Here is a 19,127-nt window from a genome sequence, read left to right as displayed (position 1 = left end):
TGCACATTCTTGTGCCGGGAACCACCGCCGCGTTGCGGTCTTGCCCGACCAGCCGCCCTACTTAAGGTCACCTTGATGGACATGCAATCCCGAATTCGCCAGCTTTTCCAGGCCAGTATCGATACCAAGCAACAGGCGATGGAAGTCCTTGCACCGTACATCGAACAAGCCAGCCAGGTCATGGTGGGTGCCTTGCTCAGCGATGGCAAGATGCTTTCCTGCGGCAATGGCGGCTCGGCCGGCGATGCCCAGCATTTCTCGTCCGAACTGCTCAACCGCTTCGAACGCGAACGCCCCAGCCTGCCTGCCATCGCCCTGACCACCGACAGCTCGACGATTACCTCGATCGCCAACGACTACAGCTTCAACGAGGTATTCTCCAAGCAGATCCGCGCGCTGGGCCAGCCGGGCGACGTGTTGCTGGCCATCTCCACCAGCGGCAACTCGGCCAACATCATCCAGGCGATCCAGGCCGCCCACGACCGCGACATGGTCGTGGTGGCTTTGACCGGCCGCGACGGGGGCGGCATGGCCTCCCTGTTGTTGCCCGAAGACGTCGAGATCCGCGTGCCGGCCAACGTCACGGCACGCATCCAGGAAGTTCACCTGCTGGCGATCCACTGTCTCTGCGACTTGATCGACAGCCAACTGTTCGGGAGTGAAGAATGAAGCGTAACCGCCTTGCCCTAGTGGCCCTGAGCCTGGCCTTGAGCGTCACCGGCTGCAGCTCGGTCCTGACCGCCACCCGCGACAACCCGATCGACGATGATCGCGGTACCCGCACCCTGGGCAGCAAGATCGACGATTCGCTGATCGAAACCAAGGTATCGGTGAACATTGCCAAGGCCAACATCGACCTGGACAAGAACTCCCATGTCGTCGTGACCAGCTACAACGGTGTGGTCCTGCTCGCCGGGCAGACGCCGCGCGCCGACCTCAAGGCCCTGGCCGAGCAGGCCGCCAGCGAAGTGCAGCGAGTCAAGAAGGTCCACAACGAGATCCAGGTGCTGGCGCCTTCCTCGTTGCTGGCGCGCAACAACGACGCCTGGCTGACCACCAAGATCAAGACCCAGATGCTGGCCGACAGCGCCATACCCGGTTCGCGCATCAAAGTCGTGACCGAGAACGGCATCGTTTACCTGTTGGGCCTGCTGACCCAGGCCGAGGCCACCCGCGCCACCAACCTGGTGCAAGGCGTCTCCGGTGTGCAGAAGATCGTCAAGCTGTTCGAGTACATCGACTGACCGCAGCCGCTCACCACCATGAAAAAAGGCGATCCTTGCGGATCGCCTTTTTTCATTTCACCACTTTCAGACTCGGCCGCCCGGTTGGGCGCGGCGGCGGGTTGCCTGGCGGTGGAACGTCGTCATCGGATTCGACGATGTCTTCGAACTCGGCTTCTTCCTCGTCCAGCTCGGGCGACTCCAGGTCGAAGACCATGCCTTGGCCATTCTCCCGGGCGTAGATACCGAGGATGGCACCCGAAGGCACGAACAGCGTGTGCGACACGCCACCGAAGCGACCGTCGAAGCTGACCGCTTCGTTGTCCATGTGCAGATTGCGCACAGCGCTGGGTGACACGTTCAGCACGATCTGGCCATCGCTGGCGAAACCTTGCGGCACCTGGACCGAGGGATACTCGGCATTGACCAGCATGTGCGGGGTGCAGTCATTGTCAACGATCCACTCGTATAGCGCGCGGATCAAATAGGGACGACTGGAGTTCATCAACGGCTCCTCAAAACCTAGCGCATTTCACGTTCAGCCGCGGACAGGCTGGCCTTGAAGGCCTCCCGCGCGAACTGACGTTCCATATAGTCGAGCAGCGGCTTGGCAGGCCGCGGCAGTTCGATACCCATGATCGGCAAGCGCCAGAGTATCGGCAGTAGACAGCAGTCGACCAGACTTTGCTCATCGCTGAGAAAGCAGGGCTTGTCGGCGAACAAGGCCGAAACACCGGTCAGGCTTTCGCGCAATTCCTTGCGCGCCTGCACGCGGGCGGCTTCCTTGCTGCGCGGGTCCAGAATCAGGTCCGCCAGGCCGCACCAGTCGCGCTGGATACGATGGATCAGCAACCGGCTGTTGGCACGTGCCACCGGGTACACCGGCAGCAGTGGCGGATGCGGATAGCGTTCGTCGAGGTATTCCATCACCACGGTCGATTCGAACAGGGCCAGATCGCGATCGACCAGTGTCGGCGTGCTGCCGTAGGGGTTCACTTCGATCAGCCTGGGTGGCAGGCGACCGCCCTCCACGTTGATGATCTCTGCGCTGACGCCTTTCTCGGCGAGAACGATACGCACCCGATGAGAATAGTGGTCGGCGGGGTCGGAGTAACAGGCCAACCGATTGGTCACGCCCATGGCGGTCCTCCTCGCGAATGTATGAATGCAAAAACGAGCGCCTCCGGCAGGGGGCGCAAGCAAGCCGCGCAGTTTACCGCACTTTCAACGCACGTCCTTCCAGTATTCGCGTTTCAGCAAGTAAGCAAGGATGATCAGCAGCGCCAGGTACAGCAGCACGTACACACCGATCTGCCGGCTCTGTGCCTCTGCCGGATCGGCCGAGTACGCCAGGAAGGCCACCAGATTTCGTACCTTGGCGTCGAATTGCTGCGCATCGAGGCTGCCGGTACCAGGTATCACCCGCAGCTGCGTACACGGCTGGCCCGTGGGTTCGGGGCAGTCGAGCACCTGGCGGCCCTGCAGGCTTTCCAGCACGTTGGGCATGCCGACGTTGGGGTAGACGACATTGTTCACACCCCAGGGGCGCTGGGGGTCGGCGTGAAAGCCGAGCAGGTAGGCGTGCAGCCAGTCCGTGCCGCGCACACGAGCCACCAGGGTCAGGTCGGGCACCTCGGCGCCGAACCAGGCTTTGGCATCGGCCGGCTGCAGGCGCGTCTGCATGTGATCGGCAATGGCTGCGCCGGCTGGGGCCAAGGTCTGCAGCATTTGCTCATAGGGTATGCCCAAGTCGTCGGCCACTGTCTGGTAACGCTGAAACCTGGCCCCGTGGCAGCCCATGCAATAGCCGACGAAGGTGCTTGCACCGTCTCGCAAGGCCGCCTTGTCGGTCACCTCGATCGCCACCGGGCGCACCAGCGGCGCCACCGGGTCCGCCCAGGCCCGCGGCAGGGCCAGCAACAGCAAGACGGCAATCATGAATTTCATCGGCGAGGGATCCGATCGGGTACCGGCCGGGTGATCTCCCGTCGCGTGTACAGCGGCATGGCCAGGAAATAGCCGAAGTACAGCACCACGCCCCCCCGCGCTATCCAGGTGGTGATGACCGTGGCCGGTTGCATGCCGACGTAGCCCAGCGTCACGAACGCCACGCAGAACAGCGCCAGCGCCGTGCGACTGAACCAACCTTTGTAGCGCATCGACTTGACGGGACTGCGGTCCAGCCATGGCAGCACGAACAGGATGGCAATCGCGAAAGCCATGGCCAGCACCCCCATGAGCTTGTCGGGAACGGCGCGCAAGATGGCGTAGAACGGGGTGAAGTACCAGACCGGCGCGATATGTTCGGGCGTCTTGAGCACGTTGGCAGGCTCGAAGTTGGCCGGCTCCAGGAAATAGCCGCCCATCTGCGGAAAGAAGAACACCACGGCGCTGAACACAAAGAGAAAGATCGCCACCCCGAGCAGGTCCTTGACCGTGTAGTACGGATGGAAGGCAATGCCATCCAGCGGCTTGCCATCGGCATCCCGAAGCTGCTTGATATCGATGCCGTCGGGGTTGTTCGAGCCTACTTCGTGCAACGCGAGAATGTGCAGCACCACCAGCCCCACGATCAGCAGCGGCAATGCCACCACGTGCAGCGCGAAGAAGCGGTTCAAGGTGATACCCGAGACCAGATAGTCTCCGCGGATCCACTGAGCCAGGTCAGCGCCCACGATCGGGATCGCTCCGAACAGCGAAATGATCACCTGCGCGCCCCAATACGACATCTGCCCCCACGGCAGCAGGTAGCCCATGAACGCTTCCGCCATCAGCAGCAGGTAGAGCGACATGCCGAAGACCCACACCAGCTCGCGCGGCTTTTGATAGGAGCCATACAGCAGCCCGCGGAACATGTGCAGGTAGATCACGATGAAAAATGCCGACGCACCGGTCGAATGCAGGTAGCGCAGGAGCCAGCCATATTCGACGTCGCGCATGATGTATTCGATGGAGGCGAAGGCGCCTTCGGCAGTGGGTGTGTAGTTCATGGTCAACCAGATGCCGGTAAGCAACTGGTTGAGCAGCATCAACAGGGCGAGCGAGCCGAAGATATAGAAAAAATTCAGGTTCTTGGGGACGTAGTAATGGCTCAGATGATCACGCCATACCCTGCCCACCGGCAGACGCGCCTCGATCCACTGCAGCAGGCCACGCATCAGGCGCCCTCCCCGTCGACACCCAGCACCAGTACCTCGGCACTTTCGTAGTGATGCGCGGGCACGGCCAGGTTCAACGGCGCGGGCTGTGCCTTGAAGACCCGTCCGGCAAGATCGTAGTGCGAGCCGTGACACGGGCAGAAATACCCGCCCTGCCAGTCCGGCCCGAGGTCGGCGGCGGCGACCTCGGGACGAAAGGTCGGCGAGCACCCCAGGTGCGTACAGATACCCACCACCACCAGCACTTCGGGCTTGATGGCTCGCAGGGCTGGGTCGACATAGCCTGGCTGATCGGAATCGCGCGATTGGGGATCGGCCAGATGCTCGGTGTTCTGGGCCAGGCGTTCGAGGATCTGCGGCGTGCGTCGGCAGATGAAAACAGGTTGGCCGCGCCACTGGACAACCATCTGCTGCCCCGGCTCGATCTTGGCGATGTTCACCTTGACCGGCGCGGCTGCTGCGCGGGCTTTCGCACTGGGCTGCCATGACGCCACGAAGGGCACTGCTGCAGCCACTGCGCCGGCAGCGCCTACCAGCGTCGTGGTGCTGACCAGAAAGCGTCGGCGACCCTGGTCGATGTCACACGCGCCGCCCTGCTCATCTGCCATCATTTACCTTAGCCTGCTGCAACAGGCGTCTGCATTGTCTTGCGCGCAGTGTACCAGCGCCTCCCAAGGATTGACGGGCGAAAAAAAACCCGGCTCGCGAGAACCGGGTTTTTTCTGGAACGAAGACGCGAATTAACGCTTCGAGTACTGCGGACGCTTACGCGCTTTACGCAGACCGACTTTCTTACGTTCAACTTCACGAGCATCGCGAGTCACGAAGCCTGCTTTACGCAGGGCCGGACGCAGTGCTTCGTCGTAGTCCATCAGTGCACGAGTGATACCGTGACGGATCGCACCGGCCTGACCGCTGACACCACCACCGATAACGGTGACGTAGATGTCGAACTTCTCGGTGTTCTCAGTCAGCTCCAGCGGTTGACGAACTACCATGCGGGCAGTTTCGCGACCGAAGAAGGTTTCCAGAGTGCGATTGTTGATGGAGATCTTACCGGTGCCCGGACGCAGGAAAACGCGAGCGGTTGCGGTCTTGCGACGGCCAGTGCCGTAATTTTGAGTCGCCGACATAATGAACTATTCCGTTAAAACTTCAGTTCTTGGGGCTGCTGAGCAGTATGAGGGTGAGCAGCGCCCGCATAGACTTTCAGCTTACGGTACATGTCGCGACCCAGCGGGTTCTTGGGCAGCATGCCCTTGACCGCGGTCTCGAGCACGCGCTCAGGCGCCTTGGCGATCAGCTTTTCAAAGTTGATCGACTTGATACCGCCCGGGAAACCGGAGTGGGAGTAGTAGATCTTGTCAGTGGTCTTGGCACCAGTGACACGCACCTGCTCGGCGTTGATGACGACGATGTAGTCGCCGGTGTCAACGTGAGGAGTGTACTCAGGCTTGTGCTTGCCACGCAGACGGCTCGCGATTTCTGTAGCCAGACGACCCAGGGTCTGACCAGCAGCATCAACGACGAACCAGTCGCGCTTTACTGTTTCCGGTTTAGCAGTAAAAGTTTTCATTCTTTATAGCCTCAGGGGCCGCCCAGCAAAAAGAGACGGCGGATCTTACTGAATAGTGCTTACTTTGACAAGTCAAAGGCAGCCGGGCACGGGACACTTTTGGGGGGCTCGGGTCTTCGCGTCACATACACGGCAAAATTCTTCCGGGAGGCGGGGCATCACTTCCACTTCGCAGAGAGGGGCCGAATTATCCAGATTGCGAAAAAAATATCAACCTGCTTTTATGATTCCTTTGCCAAGAGGAGTCACCGATGCACTATCGCCAGCTGGGACGTACCGATCTGAACGTGAGCGCGCTGTGCCTGGGCACCATGACCTGGGGCGAGCAGAACACCGAGGAGCAAGGCTTCGCGCAGATAGAAAGGGCCAAGGCGGCCGGCATCAATTTCATCGACACCGCAGAAATGTACCCGGTGCCCCCGCGCCCGGAAACCTATGCCGCCACCGAGCGGGTGATCGGCAACTGGTTCAAGCGCCAGGGCGACCGCGCCGACTGGATCCTGGCCAGCAAGATCGCAGGCCCCGGCAATGGCATCAGCCACATCCGCGATGGCCAGCTGAAGTTCGACCGCGCGCATATCGTTGCGGCGCTGGACGCCAGCCTGCAGCGGTTGCAGACCGACTGGATCGATCTCTATCAGTTGCACTGGCCGGAGCGCAGCACCAATTTCTTCGGCAAGCTGGGCTACCAGCACACCCAGGATCAACTCGATACCCCGCTGCAGGAAACCCTGCAGGTGCTCGACGAGCAGGTCAAGGCAGGCAAGATCAGGCATGTCGGGCTGTCCAACGAAACCCCTTGGGGCGCGATGAAGTTCCTGGGTCTGGCCGACAGCGGCAATCTGCCCCGCCCGGTGTCCATCCAGAACCCCTACAACCTGCTCAACCGCACGTTCGAAGTAGGCCTGGCCGAAGTGGCGATCCGCGAGCAGTGCGGGCTGCTGGCCTACTCGCCCCTGGCGTTCGGCATGCTCTCGGGCAAGTTCGAGAACGGCGCGCGGCCGGCTGGCAGTCGTCTGGCGCTGTTCAGCCGCTTTACCCGCTATGCCAATGAGCAGGCGGTCGCTGCCACCAGCCGCTACGTAGAGCTGGCCCGCGAACAGGGTTTGGACCCGGCGCAGATGGCTCTGGCCTTCGTCACCGCGCAGCCGTTCGTGACCAGCAACATCATTGGCGCGACCTCGCTGGAGCAATTGGACAGCAACCTGGCGAGCATTGATTTGGTGCTGTCCGAAGACGTGCTGGCGGGTATCGAGGCGATCCATAAGGCGCAGCCGAATCCGGCGCCTTGATTTCTGATCGTTGCCGTTCGTGATGACCTCTTCGCGGCCACTGGCCGCTCCTACCGGATCGTATGGATCTTTCGCAGGAGCGGTCAGCGGCCGCGAAGCAATCAACCTCCCCATTCTCGACCTCGCTTGAACCCAACGACGCTTCGGCCATATCCTGACCGCTTTCACCCCACAAGAATAAAATCATGATCTTCACGCCCCACACGCCCGCGCTGCGGCGCGTCTGCATTCTGGCCACCGACCAGGTCATGGCCTCGACCCTGATGCAGGCCAAGGACTTCTTCCACATGGCCAGCCTGCGTTATGGCAAGCAGATGGGCCTGGAACGCCACGCCCTCTTCGAGACACGCCTGGTCAGCCCGGATGCGCTACCGGTGCGCAGTTTCAGTGACGTCATGCTGCCCGTGGACGGTGGCCTCGAAGATGCCGACCTGATCATCCTGCCTGCCTGCTGGGGCGACTTCGACAGCGCTGCCGCGCGCTACCCCCAGGTGCTGCCCTGGCTATGCGCTCAACACGCGCGCGGCGCTGTGCTGTGCGGTGAGGCGAGCGGCGTGTTCTGGCTGGCCGCCAGTGGCTTGCTGGACGGCAAGGAGGCGACTACCTACTGGCGTTTCTTCGAGGAATTCAGACAGCGCTTTCCAAGCGTTCGGCTCAATCAGGACAAGCACCTGACCGACGCCGACAACCTGTTCTGCGCCGGCGGACCGGTATCGGCCTGTGACCTGTACATTCACCTGATCGAGCGGTTCTGTGGCGCCCACGTGGCTCAGGCGGTCTCGCGCGATACCCTCTACGAGGTGCAGCGCAGCTATACGCCGGGACGCATCGGCTTCGGCGGGCAGAAGCTGCATCGCGACGTGCCGATCCTGCATATACAGCAATGGCTGGAAGAGCATTTCGCCGAGAAATTCCGCTTCGAAGATGTCGCACGCGAACGCGGCATGAGCATTCGCAACTTCATGCGTCGCTTCCATGCCGCCACCGGTGACAAGCCGCTGCACTACCTGCAGCGATTGCGCATCGAAACCGCCAAGGGGCTGTTGTCGGGTACCCGCAAGAGCGTCAAGACCATCAGCTACGAGGTGGGCTACGACGATGCCAGTTTCTTCGCCAGGCTGTTCCGCCAGCACACCGAACTGTCGCCCAACGGCTATCGCCAGCAGTTCATGCAGGAGGCCTGAACGACAGCGCCGTGCCCTTCGCGGCCGCTGACCGCTCCTACCGGGAATTGTTGGAGCGGTCAGCGGCCGCGAAAGGCGCAACATCGGACCGCTCCCACACAAGTCCGTGCCAAGCAGGAATTTTGTAGGAGCGGTCAGCGGCCGCGAACCAGGCGCCGCGGTATGTCAGGGCTTGTGTGCGCGCGACAGGAACTCGTGGGACTGCATCTCCAACAGTCGGCTCAAGGTGCGCTGGAACTCGAAGTTCAAACGCCCACCGGTGTACAGGTCCTTGAGTTCCACTTCGGCCGAGATGATCAGCTTCACGTTGCGATCGTAGAACTCGTCGACCATGTTGATGAAGCGGCGAGCGATATCGTCGGTGGTCACGCTCATCTGCTCGACACCGCTGAGCAGCACGGCGTTGAAGATCTTGCCCAACTCGATGTAGTCGTTCTGGCTACGCGGGCCATCGCACAGCTCGCGGAATTCGAACCAGGCCACGTCATCGCAGGTGCGCAGCGCACGGATCTCGCGGTTCTCGATCATCAAGGGATCGTTCTCGACCACCTTGGTGCTGTTGTGCGTCAGCGCCTTGAAGCTTTCGCGCATGCTGGCCTGAGCCGCCTCATCGAGCGGCGAATGGAACAGCTCGGCCTGTTCCAGGTGGCGCAGGCGATAGTCGACGCCGCTGTCGACGTTGACAATCTCGGTATGCTCCTTGATCAGCGCGATCGCCGGCAGGAAACGCGCTCGCTGCAGACCATCCTTGTACAAGCCATCGGGCACGATGTTGGAAGTCGCCACCAGCGTCACGCCGTTCTTGAACAGCTCTTCCATCAGGGTGCCGAGAATCATTGCATCGGTGATGTCCGAAACGAAGAATTCATCGAAGCAGATCACCCGCGCCTCGTCGGAGAAGCGCTTGGCGATGACCGTCAGCGGGTTTTTCACGTCCTTGAGGGTTTTCAGTTCCTCGTGCACGCGCTTCATGAAACGGTGAAAGTGCGTGCGCACCTTCTGCTCGAACGGCAAGGCATCGAAAAAGGTGTCGACCAGGTAGGTCTTGCCACGGCCAACGCCGCCCCAGAAGTAAATCCCCTTGACCAGCTTGGGTTCCTTCTTGCCGAACAGCTTGCCGAACACGCCTGGCTTGCTGGTGCCGGCAGCGACCAGGTCGTCGTACAGACGCTGCAGGTGGCGGACGGCATTTTCCTGGGCGGCGTCGTGGAAGAATTCGGGACGTTTGAGATCGGCTTGGTATCGTTCTAGGGGCGTCATATTCGTTAGCAAGGCAACAAAAACGGGCCGTCACTGTAGCGACGGCCCAGGATAATGGCAATGAGCTTTGCGACAGGGTGTCGCATCACTCCCCTTGAGGTTGCAGCGCCTGGCGCAATGCCTGGACGGCGGTATCGCGCGCTTCTGCCGTGGTGAACGACGGGCCGTCGGCCACGCAGGTGTCGTCCAGCCACAGCGTGAAGCTTTCGGCATCGCTGCGGATGTCCAGTTCATTACCTTGTTGCAGTTGCTTGCTGACCTGCCCGGCTGCCTTGCCGTCGGGGAAGCTGCGCGACAGCAGCAGTTGTTCGCCGCTGGCATCGAGCAGGCGGAAGCGGAAGCTGCCATCGTCGTCACGAAAGCTGACGAAACGTGCGGTCTTGGCGGCTTTTTTCTTGCCAGCCGTGGTCACCTGGACCTGCTCGCGGAAAGAGCGCAGCCCCACTGCTTCGCGCAGCTCACCCAGGAACGGCGTGGCGACGGCACGCGCTTTCGCAGCGCCCGCCAGGAGAATGTCTTCCAGTTCGGCCGGGCGTTCGATGAAGTGGTGATAGCGTTCGCGCGCTTCGCCCAGCTCGGCATCGAGCAGGCTGAACAGACGCGCCTTGGCTTCGCCCCAGCCCAGCCCTTCACGCAGCGCGGCATGGAACTCGGCGCTCTGCTCGGGCGTGGCGAACGCCTGAAACAGAGTAAACAGGTGCGAGTTGTCCGGATCCTTCGCCTCGCCTGGGGCGCGCGAGTCGGTGACGATGCGCGAGATCGCATCCTTCATGTCCCTGGCGCTGGTGAACAACGGAATGGTGTTGTCGTAGCTCTTGGACATCTTGCGCCCGTCCAGGCCCGGCAAGGTGGCGACGCTTTCCTCGATCAAGGCCTGGGGCATGACGAAGAACTCGCGGCCCTTGCCGAACAAATGGTTGAAGCGCTGGCCGATGTCGCGGGCCATTTCCACGTGCTGGATCTGGTCGCGACCGACCGGCACCTTGTGCGCGTTGAACATCAGGATGTCGGCGGCCATCAGTACCGGATAGCTGTACAAACCCATGGAAATGCCGGCATCCGGGTCTTCCCCGGCGGCGACGTTGTGGTCGACCGAGGCCTTGTAGGCGTGGGCACGGTTGAGCAGGCCCTTGGCAGCAACGCAGGTCAACAACCAGGTCAGCTCGGGGATTTCCGGAATATCGGACTGCCGGTAGAACGTCACCCGCTCCACGTCCAGGCCCGACGCCAGCCAGGTGGCGGCGATTTCCAGACGCGAACGCTGAATGCGCAGCGGGTCATCGCATTTGATCAGGGCGTGGTAGTCGGCCAGGAAATAGAACGAGTCGGCGTCACTCTGCCGACTGGCAACGATCGCCGGGCGAATGGCCCCGGCGTAGTTGCCCAGGTGAGGCGTGCCAGTGGTGGTGATACCGGTCAGGATACGAGTGGTCATGGGTCGGTTCTTGTTCAGGGGCCGTGGACAGGCATCAGTTCGAAAGGCGCGGCAGCAGCAGATCCTTGAGGTCGGTCAGCTTGCCGTGAAAAAAGTGCCCGCATTCTGCCACTTTCAGCAGCTCATGGGGGCGATCGAGGTTGTCGGACCAGTCGTAGACCAGCTGCGGATCAACCACTTCGTCGGCGTCCGGCTGGATCACGGTCAACGTGGCCTGTTGCGGCAGGCTTTCAGTCATCCGCATCACCGCCGGAGCGACCATGAACAGATGCTTCACCGCCTCGCCCTGGGCTTCCAGACGACCTGCCAGGGTGGCTGCAACGAAACCGCCAAATGAAAAGCCCAGAATCGTCAGCGGCAGCTCGGGGTGTTTCGCTCGCAGCCAGGCAGCCACGGCCTGGGCATCGTCGACCTCCCCCGTGCCCATGTCATGGCTGCCTGCGCTGGCGCCCACGCCCCGGTAGTTGAAGCGCAGGGTCGACAGGCCGACGTCGCGCGCGCTGCGTTGCAAGGTGGACACCACCTTGTTGAGCATGGTCCCGCCTTGTACCGGATTGGGGTGGCAGATCAACGCGATGCCGGTGGCATCAGCGGTGTCGAGGTACAACGCTTCGAGTGAGCCCGAGGGGCCGTCGATGAAAACTGCGGTTTCGCGGATGAGCAAGTGATGAACTCCGTGACCTCAAGAAGGGTCGACTCGTCTAGCTGGAAAGATTGCGTCCTGCGAATTTGCGCAAGCGCGCGGTATACAGCGCAGGTCCGAGCCGTTAACGTAAAGCAAAGCCGTTTATAGAGGAAGGACTCGTGGAACTCTCGCTCTTAGTTTGGTTGTTGCCGACCCTGGCCCTGGTGGTCGGTGTGGTCATCGGTTTTGCCGTCGCACGCCTGGCGCCTCGCGCCGTACCCAATGGCACGCAGCGTCAGCTCGATGACATCCAGGAACGTTTCGACACCTATCAGAACGAAGTGGTCACCCACTTCAACAGCACCGCGATCCTGGTCAAGAAACTGACCCAGAGCTATCAGGAAGTGCAGGATCACCTGGCCGAAGGCGCCGACCGTCTGGCCCTGGACGAGCTTACCCGTCAGCGCCTGCTGGCCGCCCTGCACTCGGACGCCCCGCAGCCTCACCGCGAGCGCCTCACGCCACCACGCGACGCCGAGCCGCCTCGCGACTACGCACCCAAGGCAGCGAACTCGCCTGGCATGCTGGACGAGCAGTATGGGTTGAAGCGCAAGTAGGTTTCACTGGCGCCTATCAAGAAGCGGGCCCTGTTTTCAGGTCCCGCTTTTTTTATGCCTGCTGCAGGACCTCGTGCTCCTACAGGCTCAGGTACACCTCGTCGCAAGGCGCCTTGATCTCCCTACGCAGAATGCCGATCACCTCGCGTCCGGCAGCTTCATCGGCCTTCTGCCGTTCCACGCCATCGAAGCGCTGCTCCACGGTTTTCAGATGCGCAGTGGTGTATTGATCGCGGGGCGTGCGGAGCTCTCGGTAGTGAAAATGCGCGTACCCCAACGGCGTTCCCGTGGTGTCGGCAATCAGGTATTCCTCGAGGAAACCCGACGAGCGCTTGAGCTTGCTGCGCCCGCCCACGCGGCTGATGCGCACGGCCTGCTCGCGGTAGAGGTAGTCGACCCGCGCAGCCGTGGGCGCCTGGCGCTTGATCATGTGGATACGAATCAGCCTGCCGTCCTTGACGAGTTGCCCGGCCTTGTCGCGGAACAACTGGGCGCGGCCATGGGCCGACGCGTGCTGGCTGGTGGCCTGGTCCACCGCGTTGTGCCGGGTGAGCTGCTGTTCGACGGCGTCGGCGCTGTCGTCAAGCTGGCGAGCGTAGAGGGTGAGTTGATCTTCGACCTCGCCTGGCAGGTAGTCTTTTTCGGCCTGTTTCCAGGCTTGCTTAAGCGCACTGTCAGCGCCCTGCAGCAACCGGTTGCCGCGACGAACCGCGGCATTGACCGACGTCGCCACTGCACGTGGCCGGGGCGCAGGCGCCACATCAAGCTGACGCCAGTTGCCTTCGGCCAGGTCCTTGCCGAAGGAGGCGACGACCTTTTTCTCGATTGGATCGATGACATCGATGATGTCGCTGTCCGAGGGTTTGAGCTTGGGCCGTCGCTGGCCGACCACCAAGCCTCGACGGTGGGTCATGTACAGGTTTTTGTGGCGCACCTGCTGGCGCTGCTTGCGAGTCATCCTGAGCTGCTCGCGAACCAGTGGCACCAGCGACGCCTGCGCATCGTCGCGCAGCTCGGCGATCAGCGCGGCCAGGCGGTCGAACGCCGGACGATGCAACTGCTCTCCCAGCAGCTCGCCATGCAGGGTCAGTGCCTGCTGGGCCGCTTCATACTGCAAGTCCAGGCTGTTGAGCACTTCGACGCGGTCATTGAGGTTGTAGCTGGCGCTCTCCTCGAGGGCTGCATGGGTTTGCGCGGCCAACCGCACGGGCCCGGCCACCGACTCCATGATCCGCTCGGCTTCCTGCAACGCAGGGATCTTGCGGATGCAGGTCAGTGCCAGACCGTCGACCAGCAGACCGATCCAGCGCTGTATCGACAACTCTTGTATCCAGTCCACCTTGAGCTTTCTCAGGGCGGCCTCGCCTTCGAGGGGCATACGCTGAAGCTGGCGTTTCCAATCGGCCAGCTCCTTGCTCAGCTGTATCTGCTTATCCATCACCTCGGTGCTGTCGGCCACGAAGTCGAAGAACGCGGCGGACTGCGCGGTATCGAGATCCGAGGCGTCGAGTGTCGCCGGCAGCCGGTCGGCCTGGTCCCGATACGCGATGCTCTTGTAGCGCAGATTGACGATCTCCTCCTGGGCCAGTTCACACAGTTGGAACAGCGCCCCGGCCTGCTCCTTCGAACGATCGGCATAGGGGTCCAGTTCACTGAGTTTCTTGCTGGCACGCAGCACCGTGCGCAAGGCCCCGAGGTAGCTTTCGGTGGCCTCGCTCAGGGCCTCGCGCAGACCGGTCAGACGTTCGCTGTCCCCGGCCTGCATGGCACGTCCAAGCTTGCCGAGCACCCGGTCGACACGTTGGTGCAAGCCTGCACGCTGCTGGTTGAAAGCCACGACTTCAGCGTTGTAGGACACCATCAGCGCCTGGTTGCTGGCACGCAAGGCCGCGATGCGACGCTTGGGCCCGCCGCCGCGCAAACGCAGGCGCAGGTCCAGGCGCCAGCGCCCCACTTCGTCTCGCGCCAGCCAGGGTCCCGGGCGCTGCGGGCGTTTGCCGTCGACTATGCGCAACTGGTCTTCGTCGGCATCCACCTCATAGAAGTGGCCGTCCAGGGCCAGCAACCAACGCTCGCCGTCCAACTGCAGGCCTTGATAGCGACCGTGCGCCAATGGCGGCGTCATGCTTGGCCCCGGTGTGGTGCGATAGGCCGCCAGAGCCTTGATCTGATCAGTGCCGAGCCGATGTTGCGCACTCGTCCAGGAAAAGCTCAGCGTGCCTTCGGAGTGGGCGATGGCATCGCGCGGTGCCGCCCAGGTACTGCGGACCGGCGCAGTGTTCTGCCGGCCTGCCGCAGGCTGGCCGAAACCTCGACCGGTCGGCGTCTGCCCAGCGTCATGGGCCAGCAGGACCAAGGCGATGTTGAACAGCAGGTCGAACATCTGATCATCGACCGCGGCCGAATCCCCCGCAGCCTGCGCAATCAGCGTGACGTTCGTCGCGGCCATCGCCTGCACCAGCCAGCCCGCCGTGGCCAGCGGTCCGGGGAGGACCGGCAACAAGGCGTTGAACAGCGTCCAGCCGAGCGCCTGAAACCCGATCCAGCGACTTTCCTCGCTGGACACCGATCGACGGTCCGCGCCGTTGATCAAAGCCTGTACGTTGCTGCGGTACAGGTGCTCGAGCAACGGTGGGGCGATGTCTGTGAGTTGCAGCGCTGCAGGGGCCGGCGTGCTGATCGGGGCGAAATCCGAACCCTGCGCGAAACGCAGCAGATGCGGCTCGCGAAAGCCGCCGCTGGCATAGCGCGCACGAGCGCCCTCGCCCAACCAGTCCAGTACGCTGCGCTGCAGATCGCCCGGTTCGCTGATCGCGGCCATGAGCGCGGCAGCGCTGGTGTATTGGCTCAAGCAAGGTTTGAACAAGGGTCGGTAGAGCACCTGCACCCCGCTGCCGTCCAATGCGCCGAATACATACATGTTGCACACGACATCGACGTTCATGCCCGGTGCCGGCAGGAAACCCAGGCTGCGAAGGCCGATACGATGCCCGTCGACATCCAGGTCACCCAAGCCATTCATGACCTGTTCGACATACAGCCATCCCCGTTCGGTAAAGCCGTGCTCACCGCGGATGGTGTTCTCCAACGCCAGCAACGGCAACTGATAGGCCAGTTGCCGGGTGAACAGCTCCTGGCGACGTGGGGCCTGCACGGGGTCTTCGAGCAGTTGCCGATTCAGCAGCTTCAGGTAACGCCCGCCTACATCGGCGCGAGTTACCAGGGCTTCGATGGCGGTGGTATCGACCCAGTCCGGCAGCAACGCACCCGCGCGAGGCCTGATCAGCAGGTGCCCGCGGGGGCGGCCCGACAGGTTGAACAGAGCCAGTTCGGCAAGGCTGATCTGTTGATCTTCCAGGGCCATGTCGCCGGCATTGATCAGACTCAATTGCGCATTGGGCACGGTGAGAATGTGCACTTGAACGTCGTCGAGGTCGGCCAGCGGCTGGCCGGGATGGTCGGCTTCTATCTGTTCGACCAGGGTCGTCCGGGCAAAGGATTCAAGCGTGGGTATGGCATCGAGGAACGATGCGACTTTCTGCTCATCGCGCACCATCGCCAACGCCGCCAGGTACAGGGAGAACGCGCGACGCTGGGTCAGACTGGCAGCTCGGAGCCACTGCGGCAGTGCACTGTGAAGCGCCTGGAGCCGGGCGCGTTCCTGGGCTGTGTCGAGGTCGAACAGGCTGGTGATGCTTTCGCAGCCCTCCGTCAGCGCTCGAGTGCCCAGGCGTTGTTGCTGGCAATAGACGCCCAGGGTCTGCAAGGCATTGAGTTGCTGCTCGAGAATCGCCTGTGCCTGCGCTTCGAAGATATCGCCGTTGGGTGTATACAGGGCCAACTCCAAGGCCGAGCCGGTGAATTCGCGGCCCATGTGACCGGCGAAGGCATCCGCCAGCGCCTGCAGGTTGGCAAAGCCCTCCAAGCCATTGACGGGGGTGTAGAGCAGCACGACCTCGCGCCCCTGCAGGCCGAGGCGACGGCGGATGACCAGCGCGTGGGTCAGCTCGGCTTCCCGCTGCAGGCCGGCACCCGTCGCATGCACGCGGATCAGGCTGGCCTGAATCGGGTCACCTTCATGCCTGGCGCGCAGGCTGGCGGTGGGCATCGCCGCCAGCAACGCGGCCGCCGCCAGTTGCTCGCTGTCCAGGCGTCCGGCAGCTTTGTCCCGCTCGATACTGGCCTTCAGACGCGACTGCAGCGCCAAGGCCAGCCAATGCCAGCGATCGCTGCCGTCTGCCTGGACCTGGTCCCAGTAATCGCACAGTGCCTGGCTGTAGGTGGTAATGATCTGCGGGCCCCACTCGTTGACGATGCCCTGCACCTGCACCAGTGCCACCGGCAGGGCCGACGGGGGCGAGCCCAGCGGCTCATGTGCGAGCAGGTGATAGCCTTGAATCAGCCGGAGCTGCTGGGTATGGATGTAACGGTCGATCAGCACATCAATCAGCGCCAGCCGACGGTAGCGCTGGGCCTCATGCACAGCGGGGGCATTGGGCCTGGCCTGGGTGGCCAGCGGTTCGAGCAGCTGCAGGCGGTCGACGTCCAGTGCCAGGTCGGGGTATCGCGCCGACAGCTCGCTGGCGAGGATATCGCTGGCGACCTGGCGCAGGGTGGGCCGAGAGCAGAAATGTTTGCTCACGCTGCTGGCCAGTGGCGCAGCCTTGGCCACTTCGCCACTCAGGGAAAGGAGTTCAAGCATGGGTCGGTCCTTCGAGACAAATGAGCGCCTAGCAGGCGCTACCTTTGGCCTCGAAGGGTGGTAGACAGATAAGGCAGGTCAAATGGCGGAATTGAGCTGCAGAAGCGGGCGCTGCCCGCTCCTGCAGTTTCAGTACCCCAAGAGGCTTAGATCGCCCCGCGGCTGCGCAGCAGATCGAGCACCTGCTTGACCCCTTCATCCACCGACGAGGCCTGGGTGTCGATCACCAGATCGGCATTCAGCGGCACGTCATACGGGAAGGACTCGCCGGGGATGTTGTCCTGGTCGGCGGCGTACAGGCCCTGTGGATCGCGTTCGCGGCAGACCAGAGGCGAGGCCTGGACGTAGACGGTCACCAGCCGATCGGCACCGATCAGGTCGCGTGCCTGCTCGCGGCCGGCGGCATCCGGCGCAACGAAGGCGGCCAGAGTCACCAGGCCCGCTTCGTTGAACTGCCGCGCCACGTGAGCGGCACGGCGCCAGTTCTCGGTGCGCCCGGCGCGGTCCTGTGGCAGACCCTTGTTCAGGTCATGTCGCAGGTTCTGCCCATCGAGCACGAATACCGCACGGCCCATGTCGAACAGTCTGCGTTCCACGGCGTAGGCCAAGGTGCTCTTGCCCGCACCCGAAAGACCGCTGAACAGCACGGTCGCCGGTTGCTGGCCGAAGCGCTGGGCGCGCTCGTCGGTGGTCACGTGGGCGGAGCGACCATGAACCTTGCCACCCTGGCTGACGGCGGCCGGCGCGATGATCATGCCGGCGCCGACGGTGCCGTTGGTGAGGCGGTCGATGATGATGAACGCACCGGTGGTGCGGTTGCTGTCGTAACCGTCCAGAGCGATGGCGCTGTCCAGCGACACCTTGACCTTGCCGATCTCGTTGAGCTGCAGCGCACTGCCCGGCCCTTCGGCCAGGGTGTTCACGTCGACCTTGTGGACGATGCTGGCGATCGAGCCCGGCACGTAGCTGGTGGCCCGCTTGATGTCGTATTTCTTGCCGGGCAGCATCGGCTCTTCGGCCATCCACACCAGCATGGCCTCGAAGCTGTCGGAGACGGTCGGCACATTGGCGGCATGCACCAGCAGATCGCCGCGAGAGATGTCGATCTCGTCTTCCATGGTCAGGGTGACCGCCTGGCCAGGGCCGGCGTGTTCCAGCTCACCTTCGAAGGTGACGATGGACTTCACCCGGCTGCTTTTGCCCGACGGCAGGACGACCACTTCATCGCCCTTGTGCACGATACCGCTGGCCAGGGTACCGGCGAAGCCGCGGAAGTTCAGGTTCGGCCGGTTGACGTACTGCACCGGGAAGCGCAGGTCGTCGAAGTTGCGATCGGCCGCGACTTCCACGGTTTCGAGGATTTCCATCAGGGTCTGGCCGGTGTACCACGGCGACTGCTCGCTGCGGTTGACCACGTTGTCGCCCTTGAGCGCCGACATCGGCACGAAGGCCAATGTGGTTGGCTGCAGGCTGATGGCCTCGGCGAACTTCAGGTAGTCGGCCTTGATCTGCTCGAACACGCCCTCATCGAAGCCCTTGAGGTCCATCTTGTTGATGGCCACGACGATGTGCTTGATGCCCAGCAGGGACGCGATGTAGCTGTGTCGACGGGTCTGGGTCTGCACACCGTAGCGGGCATCGACCAGGATGATCGCCAGGTCGCAGGTGGACGCGCCGGTGGCCATGTTGCGCGTGTACTGCTCGTGGCCCGGGGTGTCGGCAATGATGAACTTGCGCTTGGCCGTGGAAAAGTAACGGTAGGCGACATCGATGGTGATGCCCTGCTCGCGCTCGGCCTGCAGGCCGTCGACCAGCAACGCCAGGTCGACTTCTTCACCCGTGGTGCCGGATTTCTTCGAGTCGCGGGTGATGGCTTCCAGATGATCTTCGTAGATCATCTTGGAGTCGTGCAGCAGGCGCCCGATCAGGGTGCTCTTGCCGTCGTCGACGTTGCCGCAGGTGAGGAAGCGCAGCAGTTCCTTGCGTTCGTGCTGAGCAAGGTAGGCGAGGATGTCCTCGCTGATCAATTCGGATTGGTGCGACATGTTCTGACCC

General features: G+C 62.7%; 17 protein-coding genes. 5 read left to right on the top strand and 12 right to left on the bottom strand.

Going from position 1 to position 19,127, the window contains the following annotated elements; translation table 11 throughout:
* The first annotated feature begins 75 nt into the window (after positions 1-75).
* Positions 76-669 (top strand): phosphoheptose isomerase, encoded by a 594-nt coding sequence (locus ONG87_RS04425; RefSeq protein WP_122479477.1) that lies wholly within the window; start codon positions 76-78, stop codon positions 667-669.
* Positions 666-1,244 (top strand): BON domain-containing protein, encoded by a 579-nt coding sequence (locus ONG87_RS04420; protein ID WP_122479478.1) that lies wholly within the window; start codon positions 666-668, stop codon positions 1,242-1,244. Before ONG87_RS04425 ends, ONG87_RS04420 begins: the two co-directional genes overlap by 4 nt.
* Before the next feature lie 52 nt (positions 1,245-1,296).
* Here ONG87_RS04420 and ONG87_RS04415 read toward each other — a convergent pair whose 3' ends face one another.
* The 7 genes from ONG87_RS04415 to rplM all read right to left on the bottom strand — a co-directional run bounded on the left by ONG87_RS04415 (position 1,297) and on the right by rplM (position 5,957).
* A complete protein-coding gene (locus tag ONG87_RS04415) occupies positions 1,297-1,728 on the bottom strand; it encodes a ClpXP protease specificity-enhancing factor (protein ID WP_122479479.1) in 432 nt (143 codons plus the stop codon).
* Positions 1,729-1,745: 17 nt separating this feature from the next.
* The gene (locus tag ONG87_RS04410; RefSeq protein WP_049860608.1) at positions 1,746-2,363 is read right to left on the bottom strand and encodes a glutathione S-transferase N-terminal domain-containing protein; all 618 of its coding nucleotides are present in this window, start codon (positions 2,361-2,363) and stop codon (positions 1,746-1,748) included.
* 84 nt (positions 2,364-2,447) lie between these two features.
* The gene (locus ONG87_RS04405) at positions 2,448-3,170 is read right to left on the bottom strand and encodes a cytochrome c1 (RefSeq protein ID WP_192053600.1); all 723 of its coding nucleotides are present in this window, start codon (positions 3,168-3,170) and stop codon (positions 2,448-2,450) included.
* Positions 3,167-4,381, bottom strand: coding sequence for a cytochrome bc complex cytochrome b subunit (locus ONG87_RS04400; RefSeq protein ID WP_264382276.1), 1,215 nt, complete (start codon positions 4,379-4,381; stop codon positions 3,167-3,169). Before ONG87_RS04400 ends, ONG87_RS04405 begins: the two co-directional genes overlap by 4 nt.
* Complete coding sequence (gene petA / locus ONG87_RS04395) at positions 4,381-4,989, bottom strand: ubiquinol-cytochrome c reductase iron-sulfur subunit (RefSeq protein WP_264382824.1); 609 nt, start codon at positions 4,987-4,989, stop codon at positions 4,381-4,383. The genes ONG87_RS04400 and petA overlap by 1 nt, the downstream gene beginning before the upstream one ends.
* 132 nt (positions 4,990-5,121) lie before the next feature.
* Positions 5,122-5,514 carry a 30S ribosomal protein S9 gene (rpsI, locus tag ONG87_RS04390; RefSeq protein WP_122479481.1) on the bottom strand — a complete coding sequence of 131 codons (393 nt, stop codon included), beginning with the start codon at positions 5,512-5,514 and terminating at the stop codon, positions 5,122-5,124.
* Positions 5,515-5,528: 14 nt separating this feature from the next.
* Positions 5,529-5,957 (bottom strand): 50S ribosomal protein L13, encoded by a 429-nt coding sequence (gene rplM, locus ONG87_RS04385; RefSeq protein WP_043186791.1) that lies wholly within the window; start codon positions 5,955-5,957, stop codon positions 5,529-5,531.
* A 251-nt stretch (positions 5,958-6,208) separates the two neighbouring features.
* Here rplM and ONG87_RS04380 point away from each other — a divergent pair, with 251 nt between their 5' ends.
* Together ONG87_RS04380 and ONG87_RS04375 are read left to right on the top strand one after the other, a co-directional pair.
* Positions 6,209-7,249, top strand: a complete 1,041-nt coding sequence (locus ONG87_RS04380; RefSeq protein ID WP_264382275.1) for an NADP(H)-dependent aldo-keto reductase — start codon at positions 6,209-6,211, stop codon at positions 7,247-7,249.
* A 287-nt stretch (positions 7,250-7,536) separates the two neighbouring features.
* Positions 7,537-8,433 (top strand): GlxA family transcriptional regulator, encoded by an 897-nt coding sequence (locus ONG87_RS04375; protein ID WP_185794209.1) that lies wholly within the window; start codon positions 7,537-7,539, stop codon positions 8,431-8,433.
* Between the two features lie 165 nt (positions 8,434-8,598).
* Here the strand turns inward: ONG87_RS04375 and zapE are convergent, their stop codons facing one another.
* The 3 genes from zapE to ONG87_RS04360 form a co-directional block, all read right to left on the bottom strand.
* The gene (gene zapE, locus ONG87_RS04370; protein WP_122479484.1) at positions 8,599-9,693 is read right to left on the bottom strand and encodes a cell division protein ZapE; all 1,095 of its coding nucleotides are present in this window, start codon (positions 9,691-9,693) and stop codon (positions 8,599-8,601) included.
* 85 nt (positions 9,694-9,778) lie between these two features.
* A complete protein-coding gene (locus tag ONG87_RS04365; RefSeq protein WP_264382274.1) occupies positions 9,779-11,128 on the bottom strand; it encodes a tryptophan--tRNA ligase in 1,350 nt (449 codons plus the stop codon).
* A 34-nt stretch (positions 11,129-11,162) separates the two neighbouring features.
* On the bottom strand, positions 11,163-11,792 hold the full coding sequence (locus tag ONG87_RS04360; RefSeq protein WP_192175553.1) for an alpha/beta hydrolase: 630 nt from the start codon (positions 11,790-11,792) through the stop codon (positions 11,163-11,165).
* 140 nt (positions 11,793-11,932) lie between these two features.
* Here ONG87_RS04360 and ONG87_RS04355 point away from each other — a divergent pair, with 140 nt between their 5' ends.
* On the top strand, positions 11,933-12,370 hold the full coding sequence (locus tag ONG87_RS04355; RefSeq protein ID WP_049860598.1) for a YhcB family protein: 438 nt from the start codon (positions 11,933-11,935) through the stop codon (positions 12,368-12,370).
* Between the two features lie 79 nt (positions 12,371-12,449).
* Here ONG87_RS04355 and ONG87_RS04350 read toward each other — a convergent pair whose 3' ends face one another.
* Both ONG87_RS04350 and cysN read right to left on the bottom strand, forming a co-directional pair.
* On the bottom strand, positions 12,450-17,072 hold the full coding sequence (locus ONG87_RS04350) for a hypothetical protein (RefSeq protein WP_264382273.1): 4,623 nt from the start codon (positions 17,070-17,072) through the stop codon (positions 12,450-12,452).
* A 146-nt stretch (positions 17,073-17,218) separates the two neighbouring features.
* Positions 17,219-19,117: a sulfate adenylyltransferase subunit CysN gene (gene cysN / locus ONG87_RS04345; protein WP_185794041.1), complete on the bottom strand. Its 1,899-nt coding sequence runs from the start codon at positions 19,115-19,117 to the stop codon at positions 17,219-17,221.
* Positions 19,118-19,127: the final 10 nt, after the last annotated feature.

The sequence above is a fragment of the Pseudomonas sp. MM227 genome (assembly GCF_947090715.1).
Taxonomy (GTDB): domain Bacteria; phylum Pseudomonadota; class Gammaproteobacteria; order Pseudomonadales; family Pseudomonadaceae; genus Aquipseudomonas; species Aquipseudomonas baltica.
Note: the sequence above shows the minus strand (reverse complement) of the source record. Positions and strands in the feature narration are given on the sequence as shown.

Bases quoted from the DNA above. Each gene is read 5' to 3' on its own strand.
- ONG87_RS04425 (WP_122479477.1), top strand. From the start codon at position 76: ATGGACATGCAATCCCGAATTCGCCAGCTTTTCCAGGCCAGTATCGAT.
- ONG87_RS04420 (WP_122479478.1), top strand. From the start codon at position 666: ATGAAGCGTAACCGCCTTGCCCTAGTGGCCCTGAGCCTGGCCTTGAGC.
- ONG87_RS04415 (WP_122479479.1), bottom strand. From the start codon at position 1,728: ATGAACTCCAGTCGTCCCTATTTGATCCGCGCGCTATACGAGTGGATC.
- ONG87_RS04410 (WP_049860608.1), bottom strand. From the start codon at position 2,363: ATGGGCGTGACCAATCGGTTGGCCTGTTACTCCGACCCCGCCGACCAC.
- ONG87_RS04405 (WP_192053600.1), bottom strand. From the start codon at position 3,170: ATGAAATTCATGATTGCCGTCTTGCTGTTGCTGGCCCTGCCGCGGGCC.
- ONG87_RS04400 (WP_264382276.1), bottom strand. From the start codon at position 4,381: ATGCGTGGCCTGCTGCAGTGGATCGAGGCGCGTCTGCCGGTGGGCAGG.
- petA (WP_264382824.1), bottom strand. From the start codon at position 4,989: ATGGCAGATGAGCAGGGCGGCGCGTGTGACATCGACCAGGGTCGCCGA.
- rpsI (WP_122479481.1), bottom strand. From the start codon at position 5,514: ATGTCGGCGACTCAAAATTACGGCACTGGCCGTCGCAAGACCGCAACC.
- rplM (WP_043186791.1), bottom strand. From the start codon at position 5,957: ATGAAAACTTTTACTGCTAAACCGGAAACAGTAAAGCGCGACTGGTTC.
- ONG87_RS04380 (WP_264382275.1), top strand. From the start codon at position 6,209: ATGCACTATCGCCAGCTGGGACGTACCGATCTGAACGTGAGCGCGCTG.
- ONG87_RS04375 (WP_185794209.1), top strand. From the start codon at position 7,537: ATGGCCAGCCTGCGTTATGGCAAGCAGATGGGCCTGGAACGCCACGCC.
- zapE (WP_122479484.1), bottom strand. From the start codon at position 9,693: ATGACGCCCCTAGAACGATACCAAGCCGATCTCAAACGTCCCGAATTC.
- ONG87_RS04365 (WP_264382274.1), bottom strand. From the start codon at position 11,128: ATGACCACTCGTATCCTGACCGGTATCACCACCACTGGCACGCCTCAC.
- ONG87_RS04350 (WP_264382273.1), bottom strand. From the start codon at position 17,072: ATGCTTGAACTCCTTTCCCTGAGTGGCGAAGTGGCCAAGGCTGCGCCA.
- cysN (WP_185794041.1), bottom strand. From the start codon at position 19,117: ATGTCGCACCAATCCGAATTGATCAGCGAGGACATCCTCGCCTACCTT.